Origin of the sequence: Micromonospora sp. KC721 (genome assembly GCF_004348355.1) — a bacterium.
In the GTDB taxonomy this organism is placed as follows: domain Bacteria; phylum Actinomycetota; class Actinomycetes; order Mycobacteriales; family Micromonosporaceae; genus Micromonospora.
Map to the genome: position 1 here is coordinate 1 of NZ_SMJY01000043.1, position 23,004 is coordinate 23,004.

Genomic DNA, 23,004 nt, shown 5'->3' on the forward strand with positions numbered 1-23,004 from the left:
CCCGCACCCCGACAGCCCGGCCACTCCGCCCTGGAACCGGCTGGTCGATCCGGCGTGGGGGGTGGTGGACAAGGTGCGCGACGCGGTCACCGGACGGCGGACGTACCCGATCGACTCCGACGACGACCGCGACTGATCCACACCAATACGTTCGGGGCCTTCCCCTGACCGTGGCGTGGTCCTACCGTCACGTTATGAATCTGGAGCTGCGGCACCTGCGGGTGGTCTGCGCGATCGCCGAGACGGGGAGCGTGACCAAGGCGGCATCGGCCCTCGGCCTGGCCCAACCGGCCCTGACCGCGCAGCTGCAGCGCATCGAGCGCACACTGGGCGGCCCGCTGTTCGAACGGGACCGGCGCGGCGCCCGTCCCACCGCGCTGGGGGAGCTGGTCCTGGCCCGGGCCCGGGTGCTGCTGCCGGCGATGAAGGGCCTGCAGGACGAGGCGGCCCGGCTGGCCGGGGCGGACGACGCGCTGGCCCGCTACCGGTTCGGCGGCGTGAACAGCCCGATCCTCGGTCGCCTGGTGCACCGGCTCGCCGCCGCGCAGCCCCAGGCACAGATCACCACGTACGCCTCCTGGTCGGCCGACGAGCTGGCCACGCTGGTGGCCGGCGGGCGGCTGGACTTCGCCCTGACCGGCATCTGCGGGGACGCCAACCCGCCCGCGGAGTTCGGGTTGAGCTGGCGGGAGGTGGCCGTCGACCCGGTGCTGGTGCTCCTGCCCGCATGGCATCCGATGGCCGGCCGCGACGAGATCGGCCTGGCGGAGCTGAGCGACGAGCAGTGGGTGGCCGCGCCGGGCGACGGGTGCTTCGGCGACTGTTTCGCCGCCGCCTGCGCCCGCGCCGGTTTCACCCCGCGCAAGGTGTACGAGACCGACGTGCGCGGCTGCATGGATCTGGTCGACGCCGGGGAGGCGGTCGCGCTCTGCCAGGCCACCTTCCGCCCGGTGGCCGGTTTGGTGACCCGTCGGCTGACCGGCACGCCGCTGCGGTGGCGGCTGCTGCTCGGCTGGCACCCCGACTCCCCCGCCGCCCGGGTCGCCGAGCCGGTGCTGGAAGGGGCGGTGGCCGCGTACACCGACTCGCTGGGCGTGCATCCGGACTACCTGGCCTGGCTGCGGCACCACCCCGAGTTCGGGGCTCGCCCCGCGCCGGCCCGACCGGGGGTGCGAACGGCCTGACGACGGGTATCAGAGGCGGTATGACCGATCTCCATCCCACCGACGACGAGCGGGAGCTGCTGCGTCGGGCAGCCGCCGCGCACACCGCCGCGGCCCGCGACGTCGAGGCGTTCCTGCGCCGCCTGCCGGAGGTGCCGGACCCGACCGACGTCACCGAGTACGCCACCCTGCTCAGCCGGGAGGAACGCACCCTGGCCGACCGGCAGAGCGCCGCCACCGCCGCCGGCCTGCAACTGCCCAGTCTGGAGTCCTGACCGGGGCGGACGCCGGTGCCCGCGGACCACCCGGTCCGCGGGCACACCGCTGGGCTCAGCGTTCGACGAGAACGCCGCTTGGGCTCAGCGTTCGACGAGAACGCCGCTTGGGCTCAGCGTTCGACGAGGACGTCGTGCCCCAGGTCGAGCAGGGCGTGCCGCCACTGGTCGTCGGCGTTGCCGGCGCGGGGCTTCTCCGCCGTCAGCGCCCGGATGCGGTCGATCGCCTCCCGCATCACCTCGATGTCCTCCGGGGTCAGGTCCACCTTGCGTTTGGTCAGCACCCGCAGGATCCGCCGGCCCGGCTCCGGCAGGTCGAGGTCCGGGTTCGGCCCGAACGACTCCTCCCCGGAGCCGCGGGTGAGCAGCCACTGCCGCAGCTGTTCGGAGGTGACGTTGACCTCGGCGTGGAAGTCCTCCCAGATCACTTCGACCTCGGGGTCGAGTCGCTGCTCGCGTGCCATCACGCCTCCTCTTCCGGTCGCCCGGCCGGTGCCGGGTCCCCGTCGGTCTGCTGCCTCGGGCCCTCCGCCGGCACTTGCACCCGGGCCGGGTTCGCCGTCGGCGGGGCGAGGATCGGTTCGGTGCGCTCGGTGTCGTCCCTGGTCTCCTCCGGTTCGGTCATCTCCTCGCCCTCCGCGTCATCGTGGGTGCGACGTGGTGGCCGGGGTGTGGCCGGGGCCACCGGCGGCCACCTCGACGGTGAGCTGACCGTCGCGGGCGTCGACGGTGACCTTCTGGCCGGGAGAGACCTGGTTCTCCAGCAGCATCCGGGACAGCCGGTTGTCGACCTCCCGCTGGATGACCCGGCGCAGCGGCCGCGCTCCGAACTCCGGCTGGTAGCCGTGCTCGGCCAACCAGTCGATTCCGGCGGTGGTCACCTCGATCCGCACGTCCTGGGCGTGTAGCCGGCGGCGGGTCTCCTCCAGCAGCAGCTCGGTGATCTGCCGTAGCTGCTGGGTCTCCAGCCGGCGGAAGATGATCGTCTCGTCGATCCGGTTGAGGAACTCCGGGCGGAAGGTCTCCTGGAGCCGGCGCATCAGCCGTTCCCGCAGTTCGTCGCTCTCCCCCCCGCCGCCGGACTCGCCCGCGCCGAAGCCCACCGCGCGCTGGCTGCCCGTGATCAGCTCCGCGCCCAGGTTGCTCGTCATGATCAGTACGGTGTTCTTGAAGTTCACCGTCCGACCCTGGCTGTCGGTGAGCCGGCCGTCGTCGAGCACCTGCAGCAGGATGTTGAACACGTCCGGGTGGGCCTTCTCGACCTCGTCGAGCAGCACCACCGCGTACGGTCGGCGGCGCACCGCCTCGGTGAGCTGGCCGGCCTCCTCGTACCCGACATAACCGGGGGGTGCCCCGACCAGCCGGGCCACCGTGTGCCGCTCCTGGAACTCGCTCATGTCCAGCCGGACCATCCGCTCGGCCTCGCCGAAGAGCGCCTCGGCCAGGGCCCGGGCCAGCTCGGTCTTGCCGACCCCGGTCGGGCCGAGGAACAGGAAACTGCCCATCGGGCGGTTCGGGTCGGCCAGTCCGGTACGGGAGCGGCGAACCGCCTCGGCCACCGCGCTGACCGCGTCGTCCTGCCCGACGACCTTCGCGTGCAGCTGACCCTCCAGCCGCAGCAGCCGCTCCCGCTCCTCCTCGGTGAGCTGGCTGACCGGGATGCCGGTGGCCCGGGAGACCACCTCGGCGATCTCCGCGGGGCCGACCGACGGGACGTGGTGGCCACCCTCGTCGCCCTGGGCGCGGCGCAGCTGCCCCTCGATCTCGGCCAAGCGGTCGCGCAGCGCGGACGCCTTCTCGTACTGCTCGTCGGCGACGGCCTGCTCCTTGTCCCGGCGTACCTCGTCGAGCTGCTGCTCCAACTCCCGTACATCCGAGGCGGGGGTGCGGGTCCGTAGCCGGACCCGCGCGCCGGCCTGGTCGATCAGGTCGATCGCCTTGTCCGGCAGGTACCGGTCGGTGACGTACCGGTCGGAGAGTTCGGCGGCGGCGACCAGCGCCTCGTCGGTGAACCGGACCTGGTGGTGGGCCTCGTAGCGGTCCCGCAGGCCGCGCAGGATGGCCACGGTGTCCTCGACGCTGGGCTCGGGCACCAGCACCGGTTGGAAACGCCGCGCCAGCGCCGCGTCCTTCTCGATGCTGCGACGGTGCTCGTCCAGTGTGGTCGCGCCGATGACCCGCAGCTCGCCCCGGGCCAGGGCGGGTTTGAGCATGTTGGAGGCGTCCATGCCACCCTCGCTGCCGGCGCCGCCGGCGCCGACCAGGGTGTGGATCTCGTCCAGGAAGATGATCAGCTCGTCCCGGTGGGCCCGGATCTCCTCGATCACCTTCTTCAGCCGTTCCTCGAAGTCACCCCGGTAGCGGGTGCCGGCGACCAGCCCGGCGAGGTCGAGCTGCACCACGCGCTTGCCGATCAGGGTCTGCGGCACGTCGCCGTCGCAGATCCGCTCCGCCAGTCCCTCCACGATGGCGGTCTTGCCGACGCCCGCCTCGCCGATGAGCACCGGGTTGTTCTTGGTCCGCCGGGAGAGGATCTCCACGGCCTGCTCGATCTCCTCGGCGCGCCCGATCACCGGGTCGATCTGGTCGTTGCGGGCCAGATCGGTGAGGTCCTGCCCGTACTGGTCGAGGGTGGGGGTGCCGCGGTCCGGGCGCGGCCCGCCCGCCGGGCCACGTTCGGCGCTGGCGGCCTGCAGCGACTCGGGCTGGATCCGCCCGGCGGCGAGCATCCGACCGGCCGGCGATTCCGGGTTGAGGGGCAACGCCATCAGGATGTGCTCGGGGCCGATGTAGTTCGCCCCCATCGCGCGGGAGAGTTGGTGGGCGTCGAGCAGGGCCCGCTTCGCCGCCGGGGTCAGCGACAGGTTCGGCGGCACCTCGCCGCCGGGCACCCCCTCGCCCCGGCCGCCGAGGGCGTTGACCAGCGTGTCCGGGTCGGCACCGGCCCGGCGTACCAGGTCGCGCAGCGGCTCGCGCTGCAACGCCGCCCACAACAGGTGGTCGGTGTCCAGGTCGTTGCTGTGCTTCTCGGCGGCCCGCCGCGCGGCGTCGGCCAGCATTTCCCGGGCGTCGGCGGTCATCAGTCGGGTGATGTCGACCCGGTGGGCCGGTCGGCGTCCACCCTCACCGCGGCCGAAGTACCGGGCCAGGAACTCGTCCCACGGATCGGCGCCGTAGTCACCGGGTCCCATCATCTTCCCTCCGCTCCTCGGGGCGCGGCACGCCTCGCCCAGGGCGATCTGCGGGCGCGGCACGGTCGCCGGTGGCTACCCGGGGGCCGGCGCGACAAACGCGCCGGGGTGACAGGCTGGGGGTATGGAGACCCGCCCGCTGCTGATCGTCGACGGCGCCAACGTGGTCGGTTCCCGACCCGACGGCTGGTGGCGGGACCGGGCCGGGGCGGCGGCCCGGCTGCGGGACGCCCTGGCCCCGCTGGCCGCGCGCGGGCTGCCACCCGAACTGCCACCGCCGGTGGAGGTGGTGCTGGTGGTGGAGGGGGCGGCCCGGGAGGTCCGCGGGACGCCCGAGGTGCGTACGGTGCCGGCTCCCGGCTCCGGCGACGACACCATCGTCGACCTGGTACGCGCCGCTCCGGATCGCCGTCGACTGGTGGTGACGGCCGATCGGGAGCTGCGGGCCCGGGTGAACCGCCTCGGCGCCGAGGTTCACGGCCCCCGGTGGCTGCCCCGCCCCTGATGGCCCCGCGCCCGTCGCGGCGGCTCGGGTGCCAGGTGGGCACGCCCGGAAACCGCTCTCCGAGGCGGTAGATCCCGGGCGAGGGCTCGGGTCCGGTCAGCGGGACCGGATGGGGTGTGGACGGGACCGGCCGGCCGGGACGAGCGGCACGGGGGCGCACGTCGTGGCGTTGATCGGACCGATCCGGGCCGGACATGTCCAGGGTGGAAGTTCTTTACCGACCGGGTATGCGTTGTAATGGACGTCTCCCCGCCCCCAGGAGGTCACCGTGGCGAGCGTCGCCGAACTGAAGGCAGCCATCGAGGTCGCCCTCCAACAGATCGGGGACGGTCAGACAGCGGTCCAGGCCGCCGGCGAGAAACTCGCCGAGGCACAGCAGACCCTCGCCGGGGCCCTGGAGGGCAGCGGCCACGAGACCGTGGAGGCGGCCCAGGCCTCACTGACCCAGGCCGGCCAGGAGCTGGAGGAATGCCTCGCCGCGACCCTGGTCGCGGTGGAGCAGGCACAGCTCTACGTCTCGACCCTCTGAGCGGTCGCCGTGTCCATCGTGGAGGACGTGGGGGCGCAGGTGCGCGCCGCCGCCGAGGAGTTCCCCCTCGCCCAGCTGGCCCTGGCGTTGGAGAAGTTCGGCCAGGCCACCGAGCGGTTGCGCTGGGTCCGGCAGGAGTCGGCGAATCCGATGGGAGTGCCGGAACTCGCCGCGGCCGTCGAGCACGCCGAGTCGGCCGGGCACGCCCTGCGGGTGGCCCAGGAGCAACTCTCGGCGTACCTGGCCGCGATCGGGCTCGCGCCGGACGGTGCCCCACCGGCCCCACCGGCGGGCCGGGCGCCGAGACACGACGCACCCCGGGACGAGGCCACGCCACCCGCCGCGCCGCCGGAGCGGCAGCAGGAGGATCCCACCGTCACCCGCTGGTGGTCGGTGCGGGTCGCCGAACTGACCGGCGGCCGGGAGGGCCCGCCGGACGAACCGGACGAACGCGTCGCCGACTCCCGGGAGCTGCTGCGCCGGGTGGTGGGCGGGGTCCGCTCGGGCGACCGGGACCGGCTGCGCCGGGAGCTGCGCGGCGCGCACGCCGACGTCGGCCTCGGCATGGCCGCGATCGCGCCGCCGCTGCTGCGCGACCTCGCCGGCGAACTGCTCGGTCACCCACCCCGCGCCGACGACCTGAGCCGGCTGCGCAACGAGCTGGACGGCCGGGTCCGCGACCTGCTCCCCGGACTGCCCCCACCGGTGCTGGACACCCTGCTCACCCGGATCTGCCGGATGCCGCCGCCACGGCGGGGCGAGGGCGAGGAACAGCCGCACGCCGCCGACCCGGCCGTCACCGCCGGGGTGGTGACCGGGGTGCTGCTGTCCCGGCTCGGCCGCGACCTGCCCCGCGCCGAGGAGACCGACGCGCGCCGGGAGGCGGTGGCCGAGGGCCGCCCGGGCGGGCGGAGCACCGCGACCGGACCGGACGGCGCCCCCCGTGGCTGACCTGCGTGGCCACCTGGTGTCCCGGGTGCGTGGGCTGCTCGCCGAGGCCGGCGGCGCCAGCCGTACCCGGCTGAGCACGGCCGAGGCGGAACTGGCCGCCGTACGGGAGCGGCTGGCCCGCACCCGGCGGGCCGCTGCCGCCGTGCCGCAGCGGGTCGCCGCGGAGCGGGACCGCCGGCTCGCCGAAATCGACGAGCGGCACGCCACCCGGATCACCGAGCTGGCCCGACGGGCCGCCGCCGCGGCGATGCGGGAGGCACCCGGCGCGGCGTCCGCGCCGTGGGCCGAATGGCGGCCCACTCCCGCCGGCCGGCGTGAACCGGTCGGTCCGACCCGGGTGGGCACCCTGCGCATCCCCGGCGCGGAACCGGTCCCGGCGCTGGTCCCACTGCTGGACGCCGGGCACGTGCAGGTGTCCGGCACCGACCGGCACGGCGGCGACGCGGTCGTCTCCGCGCTGCTGCTGCGCGGCGTCGGCCGGGCCGATCCCGGCGCGGTGCGCCTGCACGGCTACGATCCCGAACACCTCGGCGGCGGTCTGGCCGGATTCGCCCCGCTCGGCACCGCCGGGCTGCTCACCTTCGTCGGTCCCGGTGGGCTGGGACGGCTCCTGGACGACCTGGTGGAACAGATCCGCCGGATCAACGAGACGGTCCTCGCCGGCGAGTACGCCTCGCTGCGCGAACTGGCCGCGGCGACCGGCCGCCGACCCGAGCCGTGGCGGGTGGCGGTACTACTCGGCGGGGACGAACCGTCGCGGCACGAGCGCGGCCAACTCGACCGGGTGGTCCGCACCGGTGCGGCCTGCGGGGTCCACCTGGTGGTCCGCGGCATCGAGCTGCCGGACGACCCGACGCTCACCCGGATCGTCGCCGAACCGGGCGCGGCGCGCGTCGGCGGCCCCACCGGACTGCCGGTACGCCTCGACCCACCACCGCCCGCCGCGCTGGTCACCGAGACCTGCCGGGAGATCGCCTCCCGGGTCAACGCCGGCCCACCACCGACCCCCTTCACCGACCTGCTCCCTCCGCCCGAGCGGATGTGGCGGGAGGATTCGGCGCACGGGCTCACCGCCCCCATCGGCGAGGGCCCACACGGCCGCCCGGTGCTGCTCACCCTCGGTGACTATCCGCCGCACGCGCTGATCGGCGGGCCGTCCGGCACCGGCAAGACCAACCTGATCTTCGCCTGGATCGGCGCGCTGGCCGCCCGCTACTCCCCGTCCGAACTGGAGTTCTACCTGCTCGACTTCAAGGAGGGGGTGTCCTTCGCCCGGTTCGCCCAGGGCCGGCGCGACCCGAGCTGGCTGCCGCACATGCGGCTGGTCGGCATCAACGTCAACACCGACCGGGAATTCGGGCTGGCGTTGCTGCGGTTCCTCGCCGAGGAGCTGCGCCGACGCGCCGACGCGGCGAAGAAGCACGAGGTCACCAAGCTCGCCGAGTTACGCGCGGTGGACCCGACCGGGCACTGGCCACGGATCGTGGCGGTGGTGGACGAGTTCCAGGCGCTGCTGGCCGGCCGCGACGTGGTCGCCCGGGAGGCCGCCGACCTGCTGGAGGACCTGGCCCGGCGGGGCCGCTCGCAGGGCATCCACCTGGTGCTCGCCTCGCAGGACGTACGCGGCATCGAGGCGTTGTGGGGGCGGCCGGCGCTGGTCGCCCAGTTCACCCTGCGAATCGCGCTGCCCAAGGCGCTGCGGATCCTCGCCGAGCGCAACGACGCGGCGCAGGCGCTGCCGAAGTACCACGCGGTGGTCAACGCCGAGTCCGGAATGGCCGAGGGCAACCAGGTCGCCCGGATCCCCTCGGCCGGCGACTGGGAGACCTGGAGCGAGCTGCAGCACCGGCTGTGGCGGATGCGGCCGGCCGACGCCGCCCCGGCCCGGCTCTTCGACGGCGACGCGGTGCCCCGGCTGGCCGAGGCGCCCGACTTCCGCGCGCTGACCCCGCCGGCCGGTGATGCCCCACCCCGGGGGCCGGTGGCGCTGCTCGGGGAGATCATCGACGTGCAGGCCCGCTCCGCTTCGCTGCGCCTGCCCCGGGCGCCCGGACGGAACCTGGCCGTGCTCGGCACCCGGGTCGACGAGGCGTGCGCGGTTCTCGACGCCGCCGCCCGCTCCCTGGCGCGCCAGCACCGCCCCGGCACCGCCCGCTACTCCATCGCCTGCCTGGACCCGGACGCCGACCCGGCGGCCCGCGCCCTCTACGCCGACCTGGCCGACGACGCCGCCTGGTACGACGAGGAGACGGTGCCGGAGCTGATGGCCGAGACCGTCGAGGCGCTGGGCCGGCCCGGCACCCCGAGCACACCGCACTACCTGTTCCTGTTCGCCGTCGACGCGGCGGCCGGCGCGCTGTCGGTCAGCACCGGCGGGCGCGACGGCCTGGACCGGCTGCGCCGGATCCTGCACGACGGGCCGGAACGGCGTACCCACGTGCTGGCCTGGTGGCGGGGGGTGGCCCGGATGCGGGCCGACCTGGGCGGGCCGGCCGCCCGTACCGACCAGATCGGGGCCTGGGTGGCGCTCGACGTGCAGGGCGGTGAGCTGGGTTCGTCGCTGTACCCGGGCACCGGAGGGCCGGACTGGTACCCGCGCCCGTGGCGGGGGCTGTTCTTCGACCGAGCGGTGCACCGCACCGGACAGGTGATCATCCCTTATGGTCCGTCCCGATGAACGAACCGGTCGCCAGTGACACGTACGCCGCCCACGTCCGCCGCCTCGCCGAGCTGACCGGCCGGGTAGCAACCCAGCGCGCCGAGGCGCAGGCCTGGTACGACCAGCAGTGCGCCGCCGCCGAACGGGCCGTCGCCGAGGCGGACGAGCAGCTGCGCCGTGCCGAGGCGGAGCTGGCCGAGGCCCGGTCCCTGGCCGACCGGGTGGACGCCGAGGTGACCCACCTGTGGGCGGAGCTGCGCGGCCGGCTGGGACTGGGCGCACGGCGGCTCGGACCGCCGCCGGGGCCGGCCCGTGACGCCACCGGCGATCCGGTCGACGCGTTGCGCACGGTACGGGACCTGCTCGACCGCGCCGGTCAGCCGGGGGAACTACCGGGCTCGGCGAACCCGCTGCTGGCGCTCTGCGGGGTGGCGGGCGCGCTGCTGGCGTACGCGTTGGGTGTCGGTGCCCGGGCGGTGGGTGCCCGGTACGGCGGCGACCTGGCGGTGGGAATGCCGGTGCTGGCGCTGGTGGTGACCCTGCTCGGCCCGCTGGCCGGGCTGGCTCCGGCCAAGCGGCTGGCCGACCGGCGACACGCCCTGCTCGGCCCCCGGCCGGCCGCGATCGTGCTGGTGGCCGGCCTGGCGACCACGGTGACGTTGCTGGTCGCGGCCCGCTGACCAGGCCCCCGACCGGCCGGGCGCGGTGCTCGGCCGGGACGGGTCAGGCCGGGACGGCGACGGCCTCGCGCAGCAGCCGACGGGCCAGCACCAGCCGGTCGGCGTCGTCGTCCAGTCCGGGCAGGTCCCCGACCCGGATCCCGTCCCCGGTGAGCAGGGCACGCAGCGCGGGCGCGCACTGCGCCGGCAGAGTGATCGTCCGGTCGAACAGGCGCAACGCAACCCGGTCGTCGCCGGTGGCGGCGAGCTGCCAGCGCAGCCCACCCCGGGGGGCGATCCGGCTGTCGGGGTCCAGCGCGTCGAGCGCGGCGGCCTGGGCCAGGGGCCGGATCGGTGCCGGCCGGACGGCGGGCCAGGCCCGCTGTCGCAGCCGGGCGGCCAGCGCCGCCGGATCGGCCCGCAGCAGCCAGTCGCGCAGCGCCTCGACCGTCTCGGTCAGTTCCGGCTCGATCGCGTCCGGGTCGGCCACGTCGATACCGAACGGCAGCCCGGCACGCAGCCGTGGATCCTCGGCGGCGAGCGCCAGCAGTTCCTCCACCAGCGCGTACCGGGTCAGCGCCCGGATGCCCACGGTCAGGTGCAGCGACCGGGACTCCTGCGCCTGCGCGCTGTGCAGCCAGCCGCGGGGCAGGTAGAGCGCGTCACCGGGTTCGAGTACCACGTCCAGGGCGGCGGGACCGCTGGCGGTGGCGGACACCTCGTCGGCCCGGCCACCCCACGGTTGCTTCTCCAGCGGGTCCGGCAGCACCGGCGGGTGGATCCGCCAGTGCTTGCGGCCGTCGACCTGGAGCACGAAGACGTCGTGGGTGTCGTAGTGGGTGGCGAAGCCCTGGTTGCCGGCCGGGGTCAGGTAGGCGTTGACCTGGAGCGGCTGGGCCAACGCGGTGCCCAGGTCGCGGGCGAAGTCGACCAACGCCGGCCAGGTGCGGTGCAGTCCCTGCAGGACCAGGGTGGCGCCGGAGGCGTACAACTCCAGAATCTTCTCGTCGAGGACCTGGTCGCCGATCTCGGCGCCCGCGCCACCGCTGCCGGTGTAGCGGGCCGCGGGCACGAGCTGGCCGTCCTTGGCCACCCGCAGGAACGGCGTACGCAGGCCGCGCCGACTCAGCAGCTCGTCGGCGTCGGCGGAGCTGAGCAGGTCGGAGAAGCCACGCGGGTTCGGCAGCTCGGCGGCGCGGGACAGCAACGGCTGCCGACCCCAGTACGCGGTGGCGAACTTGGCCGGCTCGACGCCGACGCAGCGGGCCAGCGCGTGCATGGCGGACGGAACCGCCGGGCGGCCACGGCCACCCGGCGGGTCGATGATCGTCATGATGGTTGGTCAGTCGGCGCTGCCGTCGGCGCCACCGTCCTGCTGGCCGGGGGTGGCCCCACCGTCGGCCGGACCCTCCGCGCCGCCGTCGGCGCCACCGTCCTGCCGGCCCGGGGTCGCCCCACCGTCGGCCGGACCCTCCGCGCCGCCGTCGGCGCCACCGTCCTGCCGGCCCGGGGTCGCCCCACCATCGGCCGGACCCTCCGCGCCGCCGCCGCTGGTGGTCTGCATGTCGTCGTCGTTGAGTGCCATGGGTGCTCCCTCGGGTGTGCCGCCCCGCCGTCGGTCGGGGTCTGTCGTCAGCGGGTGGTACCCCACGCCAGATCGTCTCTAACCACACCGTAGACCCCAGGCCGCCACCACACGGGCGATTCGCCGGGTCCGCACCTGCGGGGTTGGGACCCCGGCCAGCCTCCGGGGTTCGTCCCCGAGCGGCGGGGAGCGGGCGCTGGTGCCAGGATGGACGCCAGGTACGGGACTAGGAGGTCATGGTGGGACAACCGGAGCCGCTGACGCCGGTGGCCGAGGACTGGCAGCGGGCCTTGGCTGTGGTGGCCCACCCGGACGACCTGGAGTTCGGCGCCGCCGCCGCGGTCGCCCGCTGGACGGGGCAGGGCAAGCAGGTCGTCTACTGCCTGGTGACCAGCGGCGAGGCGGGAATCGACGCGGTGCCGCCGGACCGCGCCCGGGTGCTGCGCGAGGAGGAGCAGCGGGCCTCCGCGCGGGTCGTCGGGGTGACGGCCGTGGAGTTCCTCGGCCTGCCCGACGGTCTGCTGGAGTACGGCGTGCCGCTGCGCCGGGCGATCACCGAGGTGATCCGCCGGCACCGACCCGACATCGTGATCACCAACAACTTCCGGGAGACCTGGGACGGGGCGACGGTGCTCAACCAGGCCGACCACATCGCCACCGGGCGGGCGACCCTGGACGCCGCCCGGGACGCCGGCAACCGCTGGATCTTTGCGGAGCAGCTCACCGACGGGCTCGAACCGTGGAACCGGGTACGCGATGTCTGGGCCGCCGCCTCGCCACTGTCCCGGCACGGGGTGGACGTGACCGACACCTTCGGCGCGGGGCTGGCGTCGCTGCGGGCGCACGACGCGTACCTGCGCGGACTCGGCGACGGCAGCTTCGACGCGCAGGAGTTCCTGGAGGGAGTGAGCCGGCCCGCCGGCACCCGCCTCGGTGTCCGGTACGGGGCCGCCTTCGAGGTCTTCCCGTTGGGCCTGCACTAGGCGGACGTGGTGTTTCTGGTCGGCACCTCGGGATGGCAGTACCGCGACTGGCGGGACCGGTGCTATCCGGCGACGCTCCCGCAGCGGCTCTGGCTGGAGCACTTCGCCACCCGGTTCGCCACCGTGGAGGTGAACAATGCCTTCTACCGACTACCGGAACGGGAGACCTTCGCCGCGTGGCGGGCGCGTACCCCGGCGGACTTCTGCGTGGCGGTGAAGATGAGCCGCAACCTGACCCACGTCCGGCGGCTGCGGGAGCCGGCCGAGCCGGTGGCCCGCTTCCTGGACCGGGCCACCGCGCTGGGTGACCGGCTCGGCCCGGTGCTGGTGCAACTGCCACCGACCCTGCCCGCCGACGCCGACGCGCTGGACGCCACCCTGCGACTGTTCCCGGCCGACGTCCGGGTGGCGGTGGAGCCGCGCCACCGGTCCTGGTGGACCGACGAGGTCCGCCGGGTGCTGGAGGGCCGCCGCGCGGCCCTGGTGTGGGCGGACCGGCTCGGCCGTCCGGTCACCCCGCTGTGGCGCACCACCGACTTCGGCTACCTGCGCCTGCACGAGGGTCGGGCCCGGCCGTGGCCACGCTACGGGCGCACGGCGCTGGCCACCTGGGTACGCCGCCTCGGCGCGGCCTTCGACGACACCGAACCGGCGTACGTCTACTTCAACAACGACCCCGGCGGAGCGGCCGTGCTCGACGCGGTGGCCTTCGCCGCGCTGGCCCGGCGGGCCGGACGGCCGGTCAGCCGGGTGACGGGGTGACCGGCCACCCGGTCAGGGCATCATCTGCTGCAACTCGCCGGGCATCGTCGCCTTGACGTCGGCCCACTCGCCCTGGGTCACGTGCCGGCGCAGGGTGTCGAGCACCACCTGCACCACCCGTTCCGGGCCGCCCTCGACGTCGTACGGGAAGCCCTGACGCACCTCGTAGAGGAAGTCGTCCCGGTTGAGCTTGATGGGGACGTCGTCCGGCTGCCAGCCGTCGAAGTAGATGCCACGCACCAGCACCGGCAACTGCTGGGCGAACTCCACGCTCTCCTGCACCGGCATCCGGTCGCGCAGCAGGTGCAGCACGGTCCGCAACGCCGCGTACGACTGGTTGCGTTGTTGCTTGGGCCAGCCGTACGCGGCCTCGATGTCCTTGAGAATCAGATTGGTCTTGTCCATCGAGGACTCGAACGCCGAATGCAACTGCTCAGCCATCTCGCCACCCCCACGTCTCGGTTTCCCATCCCCGGTCGTCGTCGCGTCGCGGCGGCCCGGACGGGCCCCGCCGGTGCTGGACCGGGCTGAACCGGTCGGTCCGGGTCGGCCGCCGGGCGCCACCGCCGGTACCGACGACGTGCAGCACGACGGACCGCCGTGGGTCCGCCACCACCCGCACTGCCATACCGGTCACCTCCGTGCCGTGCTCGCGCCGGTCAGCCGGACGCCGACCGACACCGCCCATGCTGCGCCGCAGGTGGGTGAGCTCACCTCACCCCGCAGAGGTGAGGTCGCCCGATCACGGTGGCCCGCACCCACCGGCTCCGGACCGGCCGGCAGTTCTTACCGAGCGGTTACCGGACGGCGCGGGGGCGATCGGCGCGGCGGCGGCGCCCGTACCCCCGGCCGCAACCGGCACCGCGGTGCCGAAGCGCCGCTCATACGAAGGGACCGAGATGACCGCCATCCGAAATCAGGGCAGGCAGCGCAGGACCAGGATCATCGCGGCGGTGACCGCGGTCGCCGCGGTGGGGGTGCTCACCGTGACGTTCGTGTCCGGCGGGGGTCGCAACACGGCCTCGGCGGAGGCCGACCTGGCCGACTTCGTCCCGATCCAGCAGGTACAACCGAACGTCGTGACGCCGCCGCCGGCCGCCGGCGCGTCCACCGGCGTGTTCACCGTGGACTGCGGCACGAACGGCAACGGCAAGTTCAGCCCGGACAACCCGGTCGCCCAGCCCGGCATCCGCAACGGCGCGGAGCACCTGCACGACTTCGTCGGGAACCTGGCCATCGACGCCAACACGCCCAACGAGGCGTTGGCCGTCTCCGGCACCACCTGCCGCAACGGTGACCGCTCGTCGTACTTCTGGCCGGTGGTCCGGATCGACCAGTCGGTACGCGCGGACCGCAAAGCCCAGCTGGCGCAGGCGCTGTCCACGACGCAGCCGAAGGTCTCCTGCCCCCGGGTCGCCGATCGGCTGCCCGCGATTCCCCGCTCGGTCAGCCGCAGCGTGCAGCGGGACCTGACCGCCCTCGACCGGCAGCTCGCCGCGGCGAACCGCGCCATGACCGCCAGCCAAGGACGGATCGACCAGCGGCTCAACCGGTCGGTCATCCAGCGGCTCCGGGCCGAGCGGGCCGCGACGATCGAGCGGATCGCCACCACGATGAGCCGTGCGGGCAGCCGCCCCTCCGGCTGGGTGTCGCTGGTGGACTGCGAGGTCAGCTACGACGGGCTGCACGCCGCGCACGCCGTGAGCACCCGGGCGGCCAGCGGTGCCAACCCGACGGTGCGGTGCCCGAGCGTGCGCGACAAGCTGCCCGAGGTGCCGGCGCGGGCGGTCGACGAGGTGAACCGCACTCTCGACCTGATGGACCGGGAGATCGCCGCGGCCAACGAGCGCCTGGCCACCAGCAGGGGCGAGGGCGGCCCGGACTTCGCGCAGAACGCCGTGGTGGGGCCGCTGCGCGCCAAGCGGATCGCCGCCCTGGACCGGATCGCCATCGCGATCGGCCGCAGCGCTCAGCGGCCGACGGGCCTGGAGGCGCTGGCTCCCTGCGTGCTCGACACCCGGCCGGTGGGCGAGCAGCCCGGCGAGGGCGACAACGGCAACGGCAACGGCGACAACGGCGCGGGCGCGACACCCTCGGCGCTGCCGGCACCGCAGGGCCCGAACCTGGAGCTGCCGAACAACACGGGCCGCATCGTGCAGCCGTCGAAGGTGCTGATCGAGTACCGGGGCAATGCCACCTCGCCGGTGCGGCCGATGCCGATGTTCCTGCGGGCGCTGACCGGTGACGCGAAGCCGATCAGCCGGGGCCCGGCCAACGCCCGGGCCACCTGGACCTGCTCAGGCTTCGCCGACCGGCTCTCCGACAGGTACCCGATCTGCCCGAAGGGCAGCCAGGTGCAGCGGGTGCACGACTTCCCGGGCTGCTGGGACGGCCAGAACGTCGACAGCGCCAACCACCGCGACCACGTGGCCTTCGCCGACCCGGCCACCGGTGCCTGCCCGGCGGACCTCGTGGCCATCCCCCAGCTGCGGATCACCATTTCGTACGACATCCCGCGCCACATCCAGCTCCGCGGCCAGTACGCTCTCGACTCCTTCCCCGAGGAGGACCACAACCCGTTCTCGGACCACAACGACTTCATCAACGTCAACTCGGTGCAGCAGATGAAGAAGATCGCCAAGTGCATCAACGACGGTCGCCGCTGCCGGTAGCCGTCCGCGTCACGTACCTCGTCGCCCGGCGGGCCGAACGCCCGCCGGGCGAGGGGCGGGGTCACGCCGCGAGCAGGTCCTGCAACTGCCGCGCGTTGGTCTGGGCGTAGTCGCGATAGCAGTTGTTCAGGAGTACGTGGGTCTGTTCCGCGTCCCGCGCCAGCTCGCACAGCCTCGGCGCCCAGTCGCGCAGCTCCCGCTCCGAGTAGCGGTAGCCGAACTTCTCGTGGATGTCGGTGCTGGTCCACTTGTCGCTGTGGCCGTGGAAGCGCACCACGGCCAGATCGGCGGTGGCGGCCAGCACCGGAGGCACCGAGTTGCGGTATCCCTGCGGCATGTCCACGCAGACGTACGCCAGCCGGTGCTGGCGTAGGAAGGTCAGGGTCTCCTCGGCGTTGTCCCCGTCGAACCAGGAGGAGTGCCGGAACTCGAAGACCGGGCGCGCCGGGTCGCAGCGCCGCTGGACCTCCAGCAGATAATCCTTGTTGGACCGCCGGATGGTGAACCAGGGTGGGAACTGGAACAGCAGCGCGCCGAGCTTGCCGGCCTCGACCAGCGGGTCGAGCGCGCCGAGGAACCGGCTCCAGACCTCCTCGTACGCCTGCGCGGTCAGGTCGCCCGGGTAGACGGTGCGCTTGTCGGTCACCGGGCGCAGGTCCTTGTAGAGCGCGGAGACCCGGGTCGGGTGCCCGGTCAGCATGCTGAACGCCTTGACGTTGAAGGTGAAGTCTTGCGGGGTCCGTTGCACCCAGAGCCGCGCGGTCCGCTCCGCCGGCGGCGAGTAGTAGGTGGCGTCCACCTCGACCAGGGGAAACTGCCGGGCGTAGTACGCCAGGCGTTTCTCCGGGGTGTCCGCGGTCGGCGGGTACCAGCCGGAGTCGAGCAGAGTCCGGTCGGTCCAGGACGCGGTGCCCACAATGATCTCACCCATGGGGAGACCTCACCGCGTCCCTGGTCCGACCGGCCGCCACCACGTCCGTGCTCAGGCGGCCCGCCGCTCCCGGTTCTGCTTGCAGGCCACGCAGGCGGTGGCCGACGGGAAGATCTCCAGGCGCTCCACCGGGATCGGCGCGGAGCACCCCTCGCAGAAGCCGTAGGTGCCCTCCTCGAGCCGGCTCAGCGCGTGCTCGAACTGGGCCCGGCGCTCCAGGATGCTGCGCAGCAGAGACTGCGCGGTGTCCCGTTCGGCGGTCTTGGTGCCGCTGTCGGCCTGGTCGTCGCCGGCGGTGTCGCCGACCTCCACCAGCCGCAGGATCTGGCTCTGCGCGACCGCCTGCTCGTACTCCGCGGACAGCTCGTCGTAGCGGGCCTGCAGGGAGAGCCGGATCTGGTCGATCTCCGCCTGGGATCGGCCCGTACCGACCGTGTCGTGGACGAGCATCACTGCCTGCCTTTCCTGTGACCTGTGGGCTGCCCGGGTGGTTCGTCCCGGATACGGCGGCCACGAGCGAGATCACCCGTGGCTGTTGAGCCGGGCGATTACCCACCTGTCCGGGCGACCAAACCGACGAGTTTCCGCCGTCGCGGCGCCCGTCGCGGAGAGCCTCAGGTCGGCTCGACCACCGCCGGGTGCCGGGGGTCGTCGGCGCGGACCACGACGTCGGCGAAGGTGGCCGGGGCGACCTCGTCGGCGTACCGGACGAAGGCGGGCAGCGTCCAGCGCAGGTGCGGCTCGGTGCGCCGGGCCAGGGCGGCCGGGGAGAGCGCCAGGTGCACGGTGAGGTCGAACGGCAGGCCGCCGCCGAGCAGCAGCGCCCCGCTGACCAGCAGCACCGCCCCGGGCGGCAGATCCACGTACGGGGCCCGGCTGGCCCGGTCGGCGGCGGCGTCCCAGAGCGACGGCAGGACCCGTCCGGACCCGCCGGGGCCCGCCGGTTCGAGCACCTCGCGGCGCAGTCCCGCCTCGTCGGTCCAGCCCTCGTAGTAGGCGTCCGGGTTGGTGCGCCCCTGCTCGTACCGGATCGACGCGGGACGGAGGAAGTCCTCGGCACGGATCCGCAACACCGGTCGTCCGGCCGCCCGAAGCGGGTCGACGAGGGCGTCGGCGAGCCGGTCCGGGGCGGCTGCCGGCGGCCCGTCGACGGCGACCCGCAGTCGGCCGGGCTCCGGCCCGCCGTCGGTGGCCGGGCGGGCCCAGGACGGGCCGACGGCGGTACGGACGCGCTCGGTCAGCTCGGCGACGAGCCGCTCGGGTGAGATGGGTCGGACGCGCATCCGACCATGGTGCCCCGGCGGTTCAGCCGGTGCGGTCGATGGTGACCCGGGCGTCGTCGGCGAGCCGGTAACCGACCCCGTAGACGGTGGTGACGAGGGGGACGTCCACCCCGACCTTGCCGCGCAGTCGGCGCACGTGCACGTCGACCGTGCGGACCCCGGCGTGCTCGTAGCCCCAGACGGCGTTGAGCAGTTGCAACCGGGTGAAGACCCGGCGCGGGTGGGCCACCAGGTGCAGCAGGAGGTCGAATTCCAGCCGGGTCAGGGGCAGCGGCTCCCCGTCGCGCAGCACGGACCGGGAGGCGGCCAGGATGTGCAGGGCGGGGATGGTGGAGGCGAGCGGGCGAGCCGCGCCGCGGCCGGCCGGGACCGGCTCGGGCCGGCGTTCGGCCGGCACCCCGGTCGTGGTGATCGTGCCCTCCCCTCGCTCCAGCATCTCCCGGGCGGCTTCGAGCAGGCGCCGGGCCGGTGGGGTCAGCGCCTCCTCGTTGACCAGTGGGATGGACAGGGTCACGGTGAGCACGGGAGCGGCGGCGGTGTTGGCCGGGCGGCGCTGGCCACCGGGGGGACGACCGGGAACGGCAGGCTGGGACGTATGCCATCCGGCGCGCGACGAGGCGGGGCTGACCGACATGGTCCTCCTTGGCTGGTCCGGGTAGTCCCACGGCCCGGGACGCCGCTTCATCGATGCTTCCCGGCCCCCGAGCGAGGGTCAAGGGGCAGCTACGTTGCATGAATGTGACAATTGACGAACACATCGCAGCCGAACCCTCGCTCTGCGTACGAGCCAGATGATTACAGCAGAGTCTCCACGGCGGATCGCTACGGGGGTCCCCCATCTGACTCAAATCGTCCGGACGGTGCGCGACACACCAGGCGGGAGGTCCCCGGGCGGGCCGAGCGACGGCGAACTCAGCGGAACCGGTCGATTCGGACGCGCGCCTCGTCGGCGAGACGATAGCCGACGCCGTGGACGGTGGTCACCAGCGGCGTGTCGGTGCCGAGCTTGGCGCGCAACCGGCGGACGTGCACGTCCACCGTCCGGGGCACCGCGTGCTCGTACCCCCAGACGCAGCGACGAGGTGTATCCCTCCTGGCAGAGGACGATCACCGGCAGGTCGTAGCCGGTGGCCACGGGGAGCCGGGCCGGACAACGCGGGTCGAGCCGCCATTCGAGGACGTTGCGCTCGATCACCAGTGCCCCCGGCACGGTGCCGTGCGCGGCCCGCTGGGCGGCGGGCCGGATGTCGACCATCAGTGCGCCGTCGCGGTACGCCAGGTGGGCCCGTTCCGGGTCGAGCCGGCGCAGCCGGGCTCGGGCTTCGGCGAGAATCTCGTCGATGCCCCGTGAGCCGGGCGGGGGCACCGGCCGGTCGTCGGTACGGCTCGGGTGCTGCTGCGCCATCGACGCGGCTCCTTCCAGGGGCGGGTCGGCAGGGTGGGAGTGGATGGTCACCAGGCGACGCCGACCTCGGCCACCTCGGCGACCCGCAGCCGGCCGTCGATGAGCCGGTACCGGGTCATCCGGCGCAGCGCCGGCCGGTAGACGTGGACGCTGACCGCGGGCTGGTCGAGGGCGTAGTCGGTAAAGCCTATTGGTTTAGTAGGTAATATCGCATGGTGGGACGCCAGCACACGCGGCGCGGGCCTCAGCGCAGGACCGGCGGCTGCACCCGGTAGCCCGGCACCGAGGGCCAGCGCACGGTCAGCAGCACCGACTCGCGCTCGGCGTACCAGGTGTGGTCGACCCCGCGGCCCCAGAGCACGTAGTCGCCCGGCTCGGCGAGCACCACCGTGCGGTCCCGGAACTCTACCCGGAACCGGCCCCGCACCAGCACCAGCAGCGCCGTACGCCGCTCACCCGTGGCCCACTGCGACCGGGCCTGGCCGGGCGGATGCACACCCCACTTCACCTCGACCTCGGTACTGTGCCGGGGATCGTCGGCGGGCCGGAAGTGGCCCAGCAACCAGCCACCTTCGGCGGCCCCGTCGACAGCCGCGTTGCCCACGTACACGTCGTCCATGACCCTCCCGTCGTGGGCAGGGAAGCTACCAGCCCTCCGCCGCCTCGCCGAGCACTAACCTGGACGGGTGACCGACGACCTGGACGCCGACACGCTGGCCTTCGCCCACCGGATGTTCGACCTCGCCCGGGGCGGCGCGACCGAGGAGCTGAGCGGGTACGTCGACGCCGGGCTGCCGGTGAACATGACCAACCACAAGGGTGACACCTTGCTGATCCTGGCCGCGTACCACGCGCACCCGGATACGGTGACCGCGTTGCTGGCCCGCGGTGCCGACCCTGCCCGGGTCAACGACCGTGGGCAGACCGCCCTCGCGGCGGCGGTGTTCCGGCGCGCGGGCGACGCGGTCCAGGCCCTGCTCGACGCCGGCGCCGACCCGGACCACGGCAACCCGTCGGCGGTGGAGACCGCCCGCTTCTTCGACCTGCCGGACATGCTCACCCTGCTCACCCCCCGCTGAGGCCACCATGGACGATGCCGTACCCGAGCGGATGCGCACCGCGGCCACCGCCCTGCTGGACGTCCTCGACGAGCCGGCCCGGGCCGCCGCCGGCCACTCCTTCGAGGACCGACGGCGGCGGTGGCTGGAGTACCGGCCACGCCCGCGCCCCGGAGTGTGCCTGGCCGACCTGGACCGCGCTGGTCGCAAGGCCGCCCACCGGCTGCTCGCCACCGCGCTCAGCCCCGGCGCGTACGCCCAGGCGATGGCGGTCGTCACGCTGGAGGAGGTGCTGGACCGGGCGGAGGGCTGGCGGCGCGGCCGGCACAGCGGCGACTACTGGGTGGCCGTGTACGGTGACCCGGGCCGCGACGACCGGTGGGCCTGGCGGTTCGAGGGGCATCACCTGTCGGTGAGCATGACCGTGGTGGACGACGAGGTCTCCCCCGCCCCGGTCTTCCTCGGCGCCAATCCGGCCGCCGTCACGCACGCCGGACGCCCCGTCCTGCGCCCGCTGGGTGCCGAGGAGGACCTGGCCCGGGAACTGCTGACGGCGATCGGCCCGGCCGGGCGGGACGCCGCGATCATCGCCGACGACGCCCCGGCGGACATCATCAGCGCCACCCGGTCGTCGGTGGACGCGCCACTGCTCCCGCTGGGCGTGCCGCGGGGCCGGCTCGGGGTCGCCGGTCGGAGCATGCTGGACCAACTCGTCGCGCTGTACCTGGACCGGCTCCCCGCCGAACTCGCGGCCCGGGAGGCCGACCGGCTCGCCGTCGGCGACACGCACTTCGCCTGGGCCGGGTCGATCCGCCCCGGCGGCCGCCACTACTACCGGGTGCAGGGCGACGACCTGCTGATCGAGTACGACAACACCGCCGACGACGGCAACCACGCGCACACCGTGCTACGCCGCCCGGCCAGCGACTTCGGCGCCGACATCCTCGCCGACCACCACACCCACCCCCACCCGTGATGATCATGATGCGCTCCGGCCGCCTCGGCGGGTCGCCCCGCCAACCTCACGATCAGCCGGAGGTGTGGCCGGGCGCGGGTCTGTGTGCCTCGATGAGGAAGCGGCGGGCATGGGCGACGAAGGGACCCTCGGCGCGGATGCGCTCGTGCAGGGCGGCCAGTTGCGGCCGGAACGCCTCGACGGTGAAACCCGGCACGGTCCAGACCACCTTGCGCAGGAACCACACCACGGCGCCGATGTCGTGGAAGGTCGCCCGCAGGGTGGCTTCCTCCAGGCGTACCACGGTCAGGCCGGCGGCCCGGGCGGCGGCTACGGCCTGCCGCGGATGCCGGGTCGCCGCCGGCGGCAGCGGGCCGAGAATGGCCTCAGTCAGTTCCCGCATGCTGCCGGCGCCGATCTGCTGGGACAGGTACACCCCGCCGGGCCGCAGCACCCGGGCGATCTCCGGCCAGCAGGTGTCGATCGGGTGACGGCTGGTGACCAGGTCGAACGCCCCCTCCTGAAACGGCAGCACCGGCCCGGCACCGACCCACACGACGCACGCGCCAAGCCGGCGCAGCGTACGCCGGGCGACCGCCACGTTCGGCGGCCAAGCCTCGGTGGCGAGCAGCAGCGGTGGCGGGGTCGGGATCTCGGCGAGCACCTCTCCGCCGCCGGTGTCGACGTCCAGCGCGGTGTGCGCCTGCGCCATTCGGGCCGCGATCAACCGGGCGTACCCCCACGGTGGTCGCTCCTCACTGGCCCGTCCGGCCAGCCAGGAAAAACCCCAACCGGTGACGTCCGCCCGGGCCGCCCCGGCAACCAGTTCCTCGAACTCCCGCTGCCTCACTCACCCCAGCCTCCGCTCAGGCCCGAGGACGGATGATCTCGACGGTACGGCCGGGGAACGGCGTGCCGTCGGGCGTCTCGAAGCCGCTCGGCTCACGGCGGCCCGCGTCGAACTCGCGCAGCAGCCGGGCACCGAGCCAGACTCCCACGGCGCCCAGCGCCAGCGCGACCAGCTCGACGGCGAGCAGTACGCCGGTGGCGCCCCGCTGCGGCGCCTCGGCCCGGATCAGGCAACCGAGCAGGAACAGCGCGGCCACCCCGGCGTTGACCAGGTTGGCGGTGACCATGGTGCGGCGGGTCCGGCCGGCTCGCACGTCCCACAGGTCGATCATGCCGGCGACCGCGGTGAGCGCGGCGGCGACCAGGCCGGCGACCGCCGTCCAATAGCCGACCAGACCGAGGAACGCCAGCCCGCTCAGCACGTTGGCCAGGTCGAGGACGGTGGCGCTGACGAAGAGTCCGAACGGGAACGTCACCAGCATCGGTTGGATGGGATGCCCCCGCACCCGCAGACGGCTCTGCATCGCGTCCTCCCCAGGATCGTCAGGTGCTCATGGATCCAGGGTGCTACCCGGCCACCACGGGGGCG

General features: G+C 74.0%; 27 protein-coding genes and 1 pseudogene. 13 read left to right on the forward strand and 15 right to left on the reverse strand.

The genetic code is table 11. The features are described 5' to 3' along the window. Positions 1-194 precede the first annotated feature (194 nt). Together E1182_RS10565 and E1182_RS10570 are read left to right on the forward strand one after the other, a co-directional pair. Positions 195-1,184, forward strand: a complete 990-nt coding sequence (locus E1182_RS10565; RefSeq protein ID WP_132263541.1) for a LysR family transcriptional regulator — start codon at positions 195-197, stop codon at positions 1,182-1,184. A gap of 20 nt (positions 1,185-1,204) precedes the next feature. Further along, positions 1,205-1,438 carry a hypothetical protein gene (locus tag E1182_RS10570; protein WP_132263543.1) on the forward strand — a complete coding sequence of 78 codons (234 nt, stop codon included), beginning with the start codon at positions 1,205-1,207 and terminating at the stop codon, positions 1,436-1,438. Between the two features lie 113 nt (positions 1,439-1,551). Here the strand turns inward: E1182_RS10570 and E1182_RS10575 are convergent, their stop codons facing one another. From E1182_RS10575 to E1182_RS10580, 3 genes are read right to left on the reverse strand one after another with little or no spacing between them, the layout of a single operon-like run. Then, a complete protein-coding gene (locus tag E1182_RS10575; protein WP_132263545.1) occupies positions 1,552-1,902 on the reverse strand; it encodes a DUF3140 domain-containing protein in 351 nt (116 codons plus the stop codon). Further along, entirely contained in the window at positions 1,902-2,063 is a 162-nt protein-coding gene (locus tag E1182_RS31040) for a hypothetical protein (protein WP_165942577.1), read from the reverse strand. The genes E1182_RS10575 and E1182_RS31040 overlap by 1 nt, the downstream gene beginning before the upstream one ends. A 16-nt stretch (positions 2,064-2,079) precedes the next feature. After that, positions 2,080-4,632 carry an ATP-dependent Clp protease ATP-binding subunit gene (locus E1182_RS10580; RefSeq protein WP_132263547.1) on the reverse strand — a complete coding sequence of 851 codons (2,553 nt, stop codon included), beginning with the start codon at positions 4,630-4,632 and terminating at the stop codon, positions 2,080-2,082. A 121-nt stretch (positions 4,633-4,753) separates the two neighbouring features. Between E1182_RS10580 and E1182_RS10585 the strand changes: the two genes are divergently transcribed. From E1182_RS10585 to E1182_RS10605, 5 genes are all read left to right on the forward strand, one after another. After that, entirely contained in the window at positions 4,754-5,134 is a 381-nt protein-coding gene (locus E1182_RS10585; protein WP_132263549.1) for a hypothetical protein, read from the forward strand. A gap of 268 nt (positions 5,135-5,402) precedes the next feature. Then, positions 5,403-5,663, forward strand: coding sequence for a hypothetical protein (locus tag E1182_RS10590; RefSeq protein WP_132186691.1), 261 nt, complete (start codon positions 5,403-5,405; stop codon positions 5,661-5,663). A gap of 9 nt (positions 5,664-5,672) precedes the next feature. Further along, complete coding sequence (locus E1182_RS10595) at positions 5,673-6,614, forward strand: hypothetical protein (RefSeq protein WP_243706148.1); 942 nt, start codon at positions 5,673-5,675, stop codon at positions 6,612-6,614. Continuing rightward, a complete protein-coding gene (locus E1182_RS10600; RefSeq protein ID WP_132263551.1) occupies positions 6,607-9,291 on the forward strand; it encodes an FtsK/SpoIIIE domain-containing protein in 2,685 nt (894 codons plus the stop codon). The genes E1182_RS10595 and E1182_RS10600 overlap by 8 nt, the downstream gene beginning before the upstream one ends. Further along, positions 9,288-9,953 (forward strand): hypothetical protein, encoded by a 666-nt coding sequence (locus E1182_RS10605; protein ID WP_132263553.1) that lies wholly within the window; start codon positions 9,288-9,290, stop codon positions 9,951-9,953. Before E1182_RS10600 ends, E1182_RS10605 begins: the two co-directional genes overlap by 4 nt. A 43-nt stretch (positions 9,954-9,996) precedes the next feature. Here E1182_RS10605 and E1182_RS10610 read toward each other — a convergent pair whose 3' ends face one another. Both E1182_RS10610 and E1182_RS10615 read right to left on the reverse strand, forming a co-directional pair. Continuing rightward, a complete protein-coding gene (locus E1182_RS10610; protein ID WP_132263555.1) occupies positions 9,997-11,265 on the reverse strand; it encodes a cupin domain-containing protein in 1,269 nt (422 codons plus the stop codon). 9 nt (positions 11,266-11,274) lie between these two features. Then, entirely contained in the window at positions 11,275-11,517 is a 243-nt protein-coding gene (locus E1182_RS10615) for a hypothetical protein (RefSeq protein WP_132263557.1), read from the reverse strand. Positions 11,518-11,756: 239 nt separating this feature from the next. On the opposite strand from E1182_RS10615, the gene E1182_RS10620 reads away from it, so the two are divergent. Beyond that, positions 11,757-12,500 carry a PIG-L deacetylase family protein gene (locus E1182_RS10620; RefSeq protein ID WP_132263600.1) on the forward strand — a complete coding sequence of 248 codons (744 nt, stop codon included), beginning with the start codon at positions 11,757-11,759 and terminating at the stop codon, positions 12,498-12,500. 6 nt (positions 12,501-12,506) lie between these two features. Continuing rightward, a complete protein-coding gene (locus tag E1182_RS10625; RefSeq protein ID WP_132263559.1) occupies positions 12,507-13,262 on the forward strand; it encodes a DUF72 domain-containing protein in 756 nt (251 codons plus the stop codon). Between the two features lie 12 nt (positions 13,263-13,274). Here the strand turns inward: E1182_RS10625 and E1182_RS10630 are convergent, their stop codons facing one another. After that, on the reverse strand, positions 13,275-13,703 hold the full coding sequence (locus E1182_RS10630; RefSeq protein WP_132263561.1) for a DUF2267 domain-containing protein: 429 nt from the start codon (positions 13,701-13,703) through the stop codon (positions 13,275-13,277). Positions 13,704-14,161: 458 nt separating this feature from the next. Between E1182_RS10630 and E1182_RS10640 the strand changes: the two genes are divergently transcribed. After that, positions 14,162-15,934, forward strand: coding sequence for a DUF1996 domain-containing protein (locus E1182_RS10640; protein ID WP_132263565.1), 1,773 nt, complete (start codon positions 14,162-14,164; stop codon positions 15,932-15,934). Between the two features lie 61 nt (positions 15,935-15,995). Here E1182_RS10640 and E1182_RS10645 read toward each other — a convergent pair whose 3' ends face one another. From E1182_RS10645 to E1182_RS10665, 5 genes and pseudogenes are all read right to left on the reverse strand, one after another. Beyond that, positions 15,996-16,865: a DUF72 domain-containing protein gene (locus tag E1182_RS10645; RefSeq protein ID WP_132263567.1), complete on the reverse strand. Its 870-nt coding sequence runs from the start codon at positions 16,863-16,865 to the stop codon at positions 15,996-15,998. Positions 16,866-16,916: 51 nt separating this feature from the next. Beyond that, positions 16,917-17,315, reverse strand: a complete 399-nt coding sequence (locus tag E1182_RS10650) for a TraR/DksA C4-type zinc finger protein (protein WP_132263569.1) — start codon at positions 17,313-17,315, stop codon at positions 16,917-16,919. Positions 17,316-17,479: 164 nt separating this feature from the next. Beyond that, positions 17,480-18,148 (reverse strand): uridine kinase, encoded by a 669-nt coding sequence (locus tag E1182_RS10655; protein ID WP_132263571.1) that lies wholly within the window; start codon positions 18,146-18,148, stop codon positions 17,480-17,482. A gap of 22 nt (positions 18,149-18,170) precedes the next feature. Continuing rightward, positions 18,171-18,782, reverse strand: coding sequence for a winged helix-turn-helix domain-containing protein (locus tag E1182_RS10660; RefSeq protein ID WP_132263573.1), 612 nt, complete (start codon positions 18,780-18,782; stop codon positions 18,171-18,173). Positions 18,783-19,060: 278 nt separating this feature from the next. Continuing rightward, a pseudogene (locus E1182_RS10665) lies at positions 19,061-19,219 on the reverse strand (winged helix-turn-helix domain-containing protein); the annotation flags it as partial. A 145-nt stretch (positions 19,220-19,364) separates the two neighbouring features. On the opposite strand from E1182_RS10665, the gene E1182_RS32970 reads away from it, so the two are divergent. Further along, complete coding sequence (locus E1182_RS32970; protein WP_371687531.1) at positions 19,365-19,499, forward strand: hypothetical protein; 135 nt, start codon at positions 19,365-19,367, stop codon at positions 19,497-19,499. A 101-nt stretch (positions 19,500-19,600) separates the two neighbouring features. Here E1182_RS32970 and E1182_RS32135 read toward each other — a convergent pair whose 3' ends face one another. Together E1182_RS32135 and E1182_RS10680 are read right to left on the reverse strand one after the other, a co-directional pair. Further along, positions 19,601-19,783 carry a hypothetical protein gene (locus E1182_RS32135; protein ID WP_243706150.1) on the reverse strand — a complete coding sequence of 61 codons (183 nt, stop codon included), beginning with the start codon at positions 19,781-19,783 and terminating at the stop codon, positions 19,601-19,603. A gap of 14 nt (positions 19,784-19,797) precedes the next feature. Continuing rightward, the gene (locus E1182_RS10680; protein ID WP_132263575.1) at positions 19,798-20,172 is read right to left on the reverse strand and encodes a signal peptidase I; all 375 of its coding nucleotides are present in this window, start codon (positions 20,170-20,172) and stop codon (positions 19,798-19,800) included. 67 nt (positions 20,173-20,239) lie between these two features. Here E1182_RS10680 and E1182_RS10685 point away from each other — a divergent pair, with 67 nt between their 5' ends. Both E1182_RS10685 and E1182_RS10690 read left to right on the forward strand, forming a co-directional pair. Next, entirely contained in the window at positions 20,240-20,632 is a 393-nt protein-coding gene (locus E1182_RS10685; RefSeq protein WP_132263577.1) for an ankyrin repeat domain-containing protein, read from the forward strand. Between the two features lie 7 nt (positions 20,633-20,639). Then, positions 20,640-21,587, forward strand: a complete 948-nt coding sequence (locus E1182_RS10690) for a DUF3500 domain-containing protein (protein WP_132263579.1) — start codon at positions 20,640-20,642, stop codon at positions 21,585-21,587. Positions 21,588-21,639: 52 nt separating this feature from the next. On the opposite strand, the gene E1182_RS10695 is transcribed toward E1182_RS10690, so the two are convergent. Continuing rightward, on the reverse strand, positions 21,640-22,416 hold the full coding sequence (locus E1182_RS10695; RefSeq protein ID WP_132263581.1) for a class I SAM-dependent methyltransferase: 777 nt from the start codon (positions 22,414-22,416) through the stop codon (positions 21,640-21,642). Between the two features lie 16 nt (positions 22,417-22,432). Next, positions 22,433-22,939, reverse strand: coding sequence for a DUF2231 domain-containing protein (locus E1182_RS10700; protein WP_132263583.1), 507 nt, complete (start codon positions 22,937-22,939; stop codon positions 22,433-22,435). Positions 22,940-23,004 lie beyond the last annotated feature (65 nt).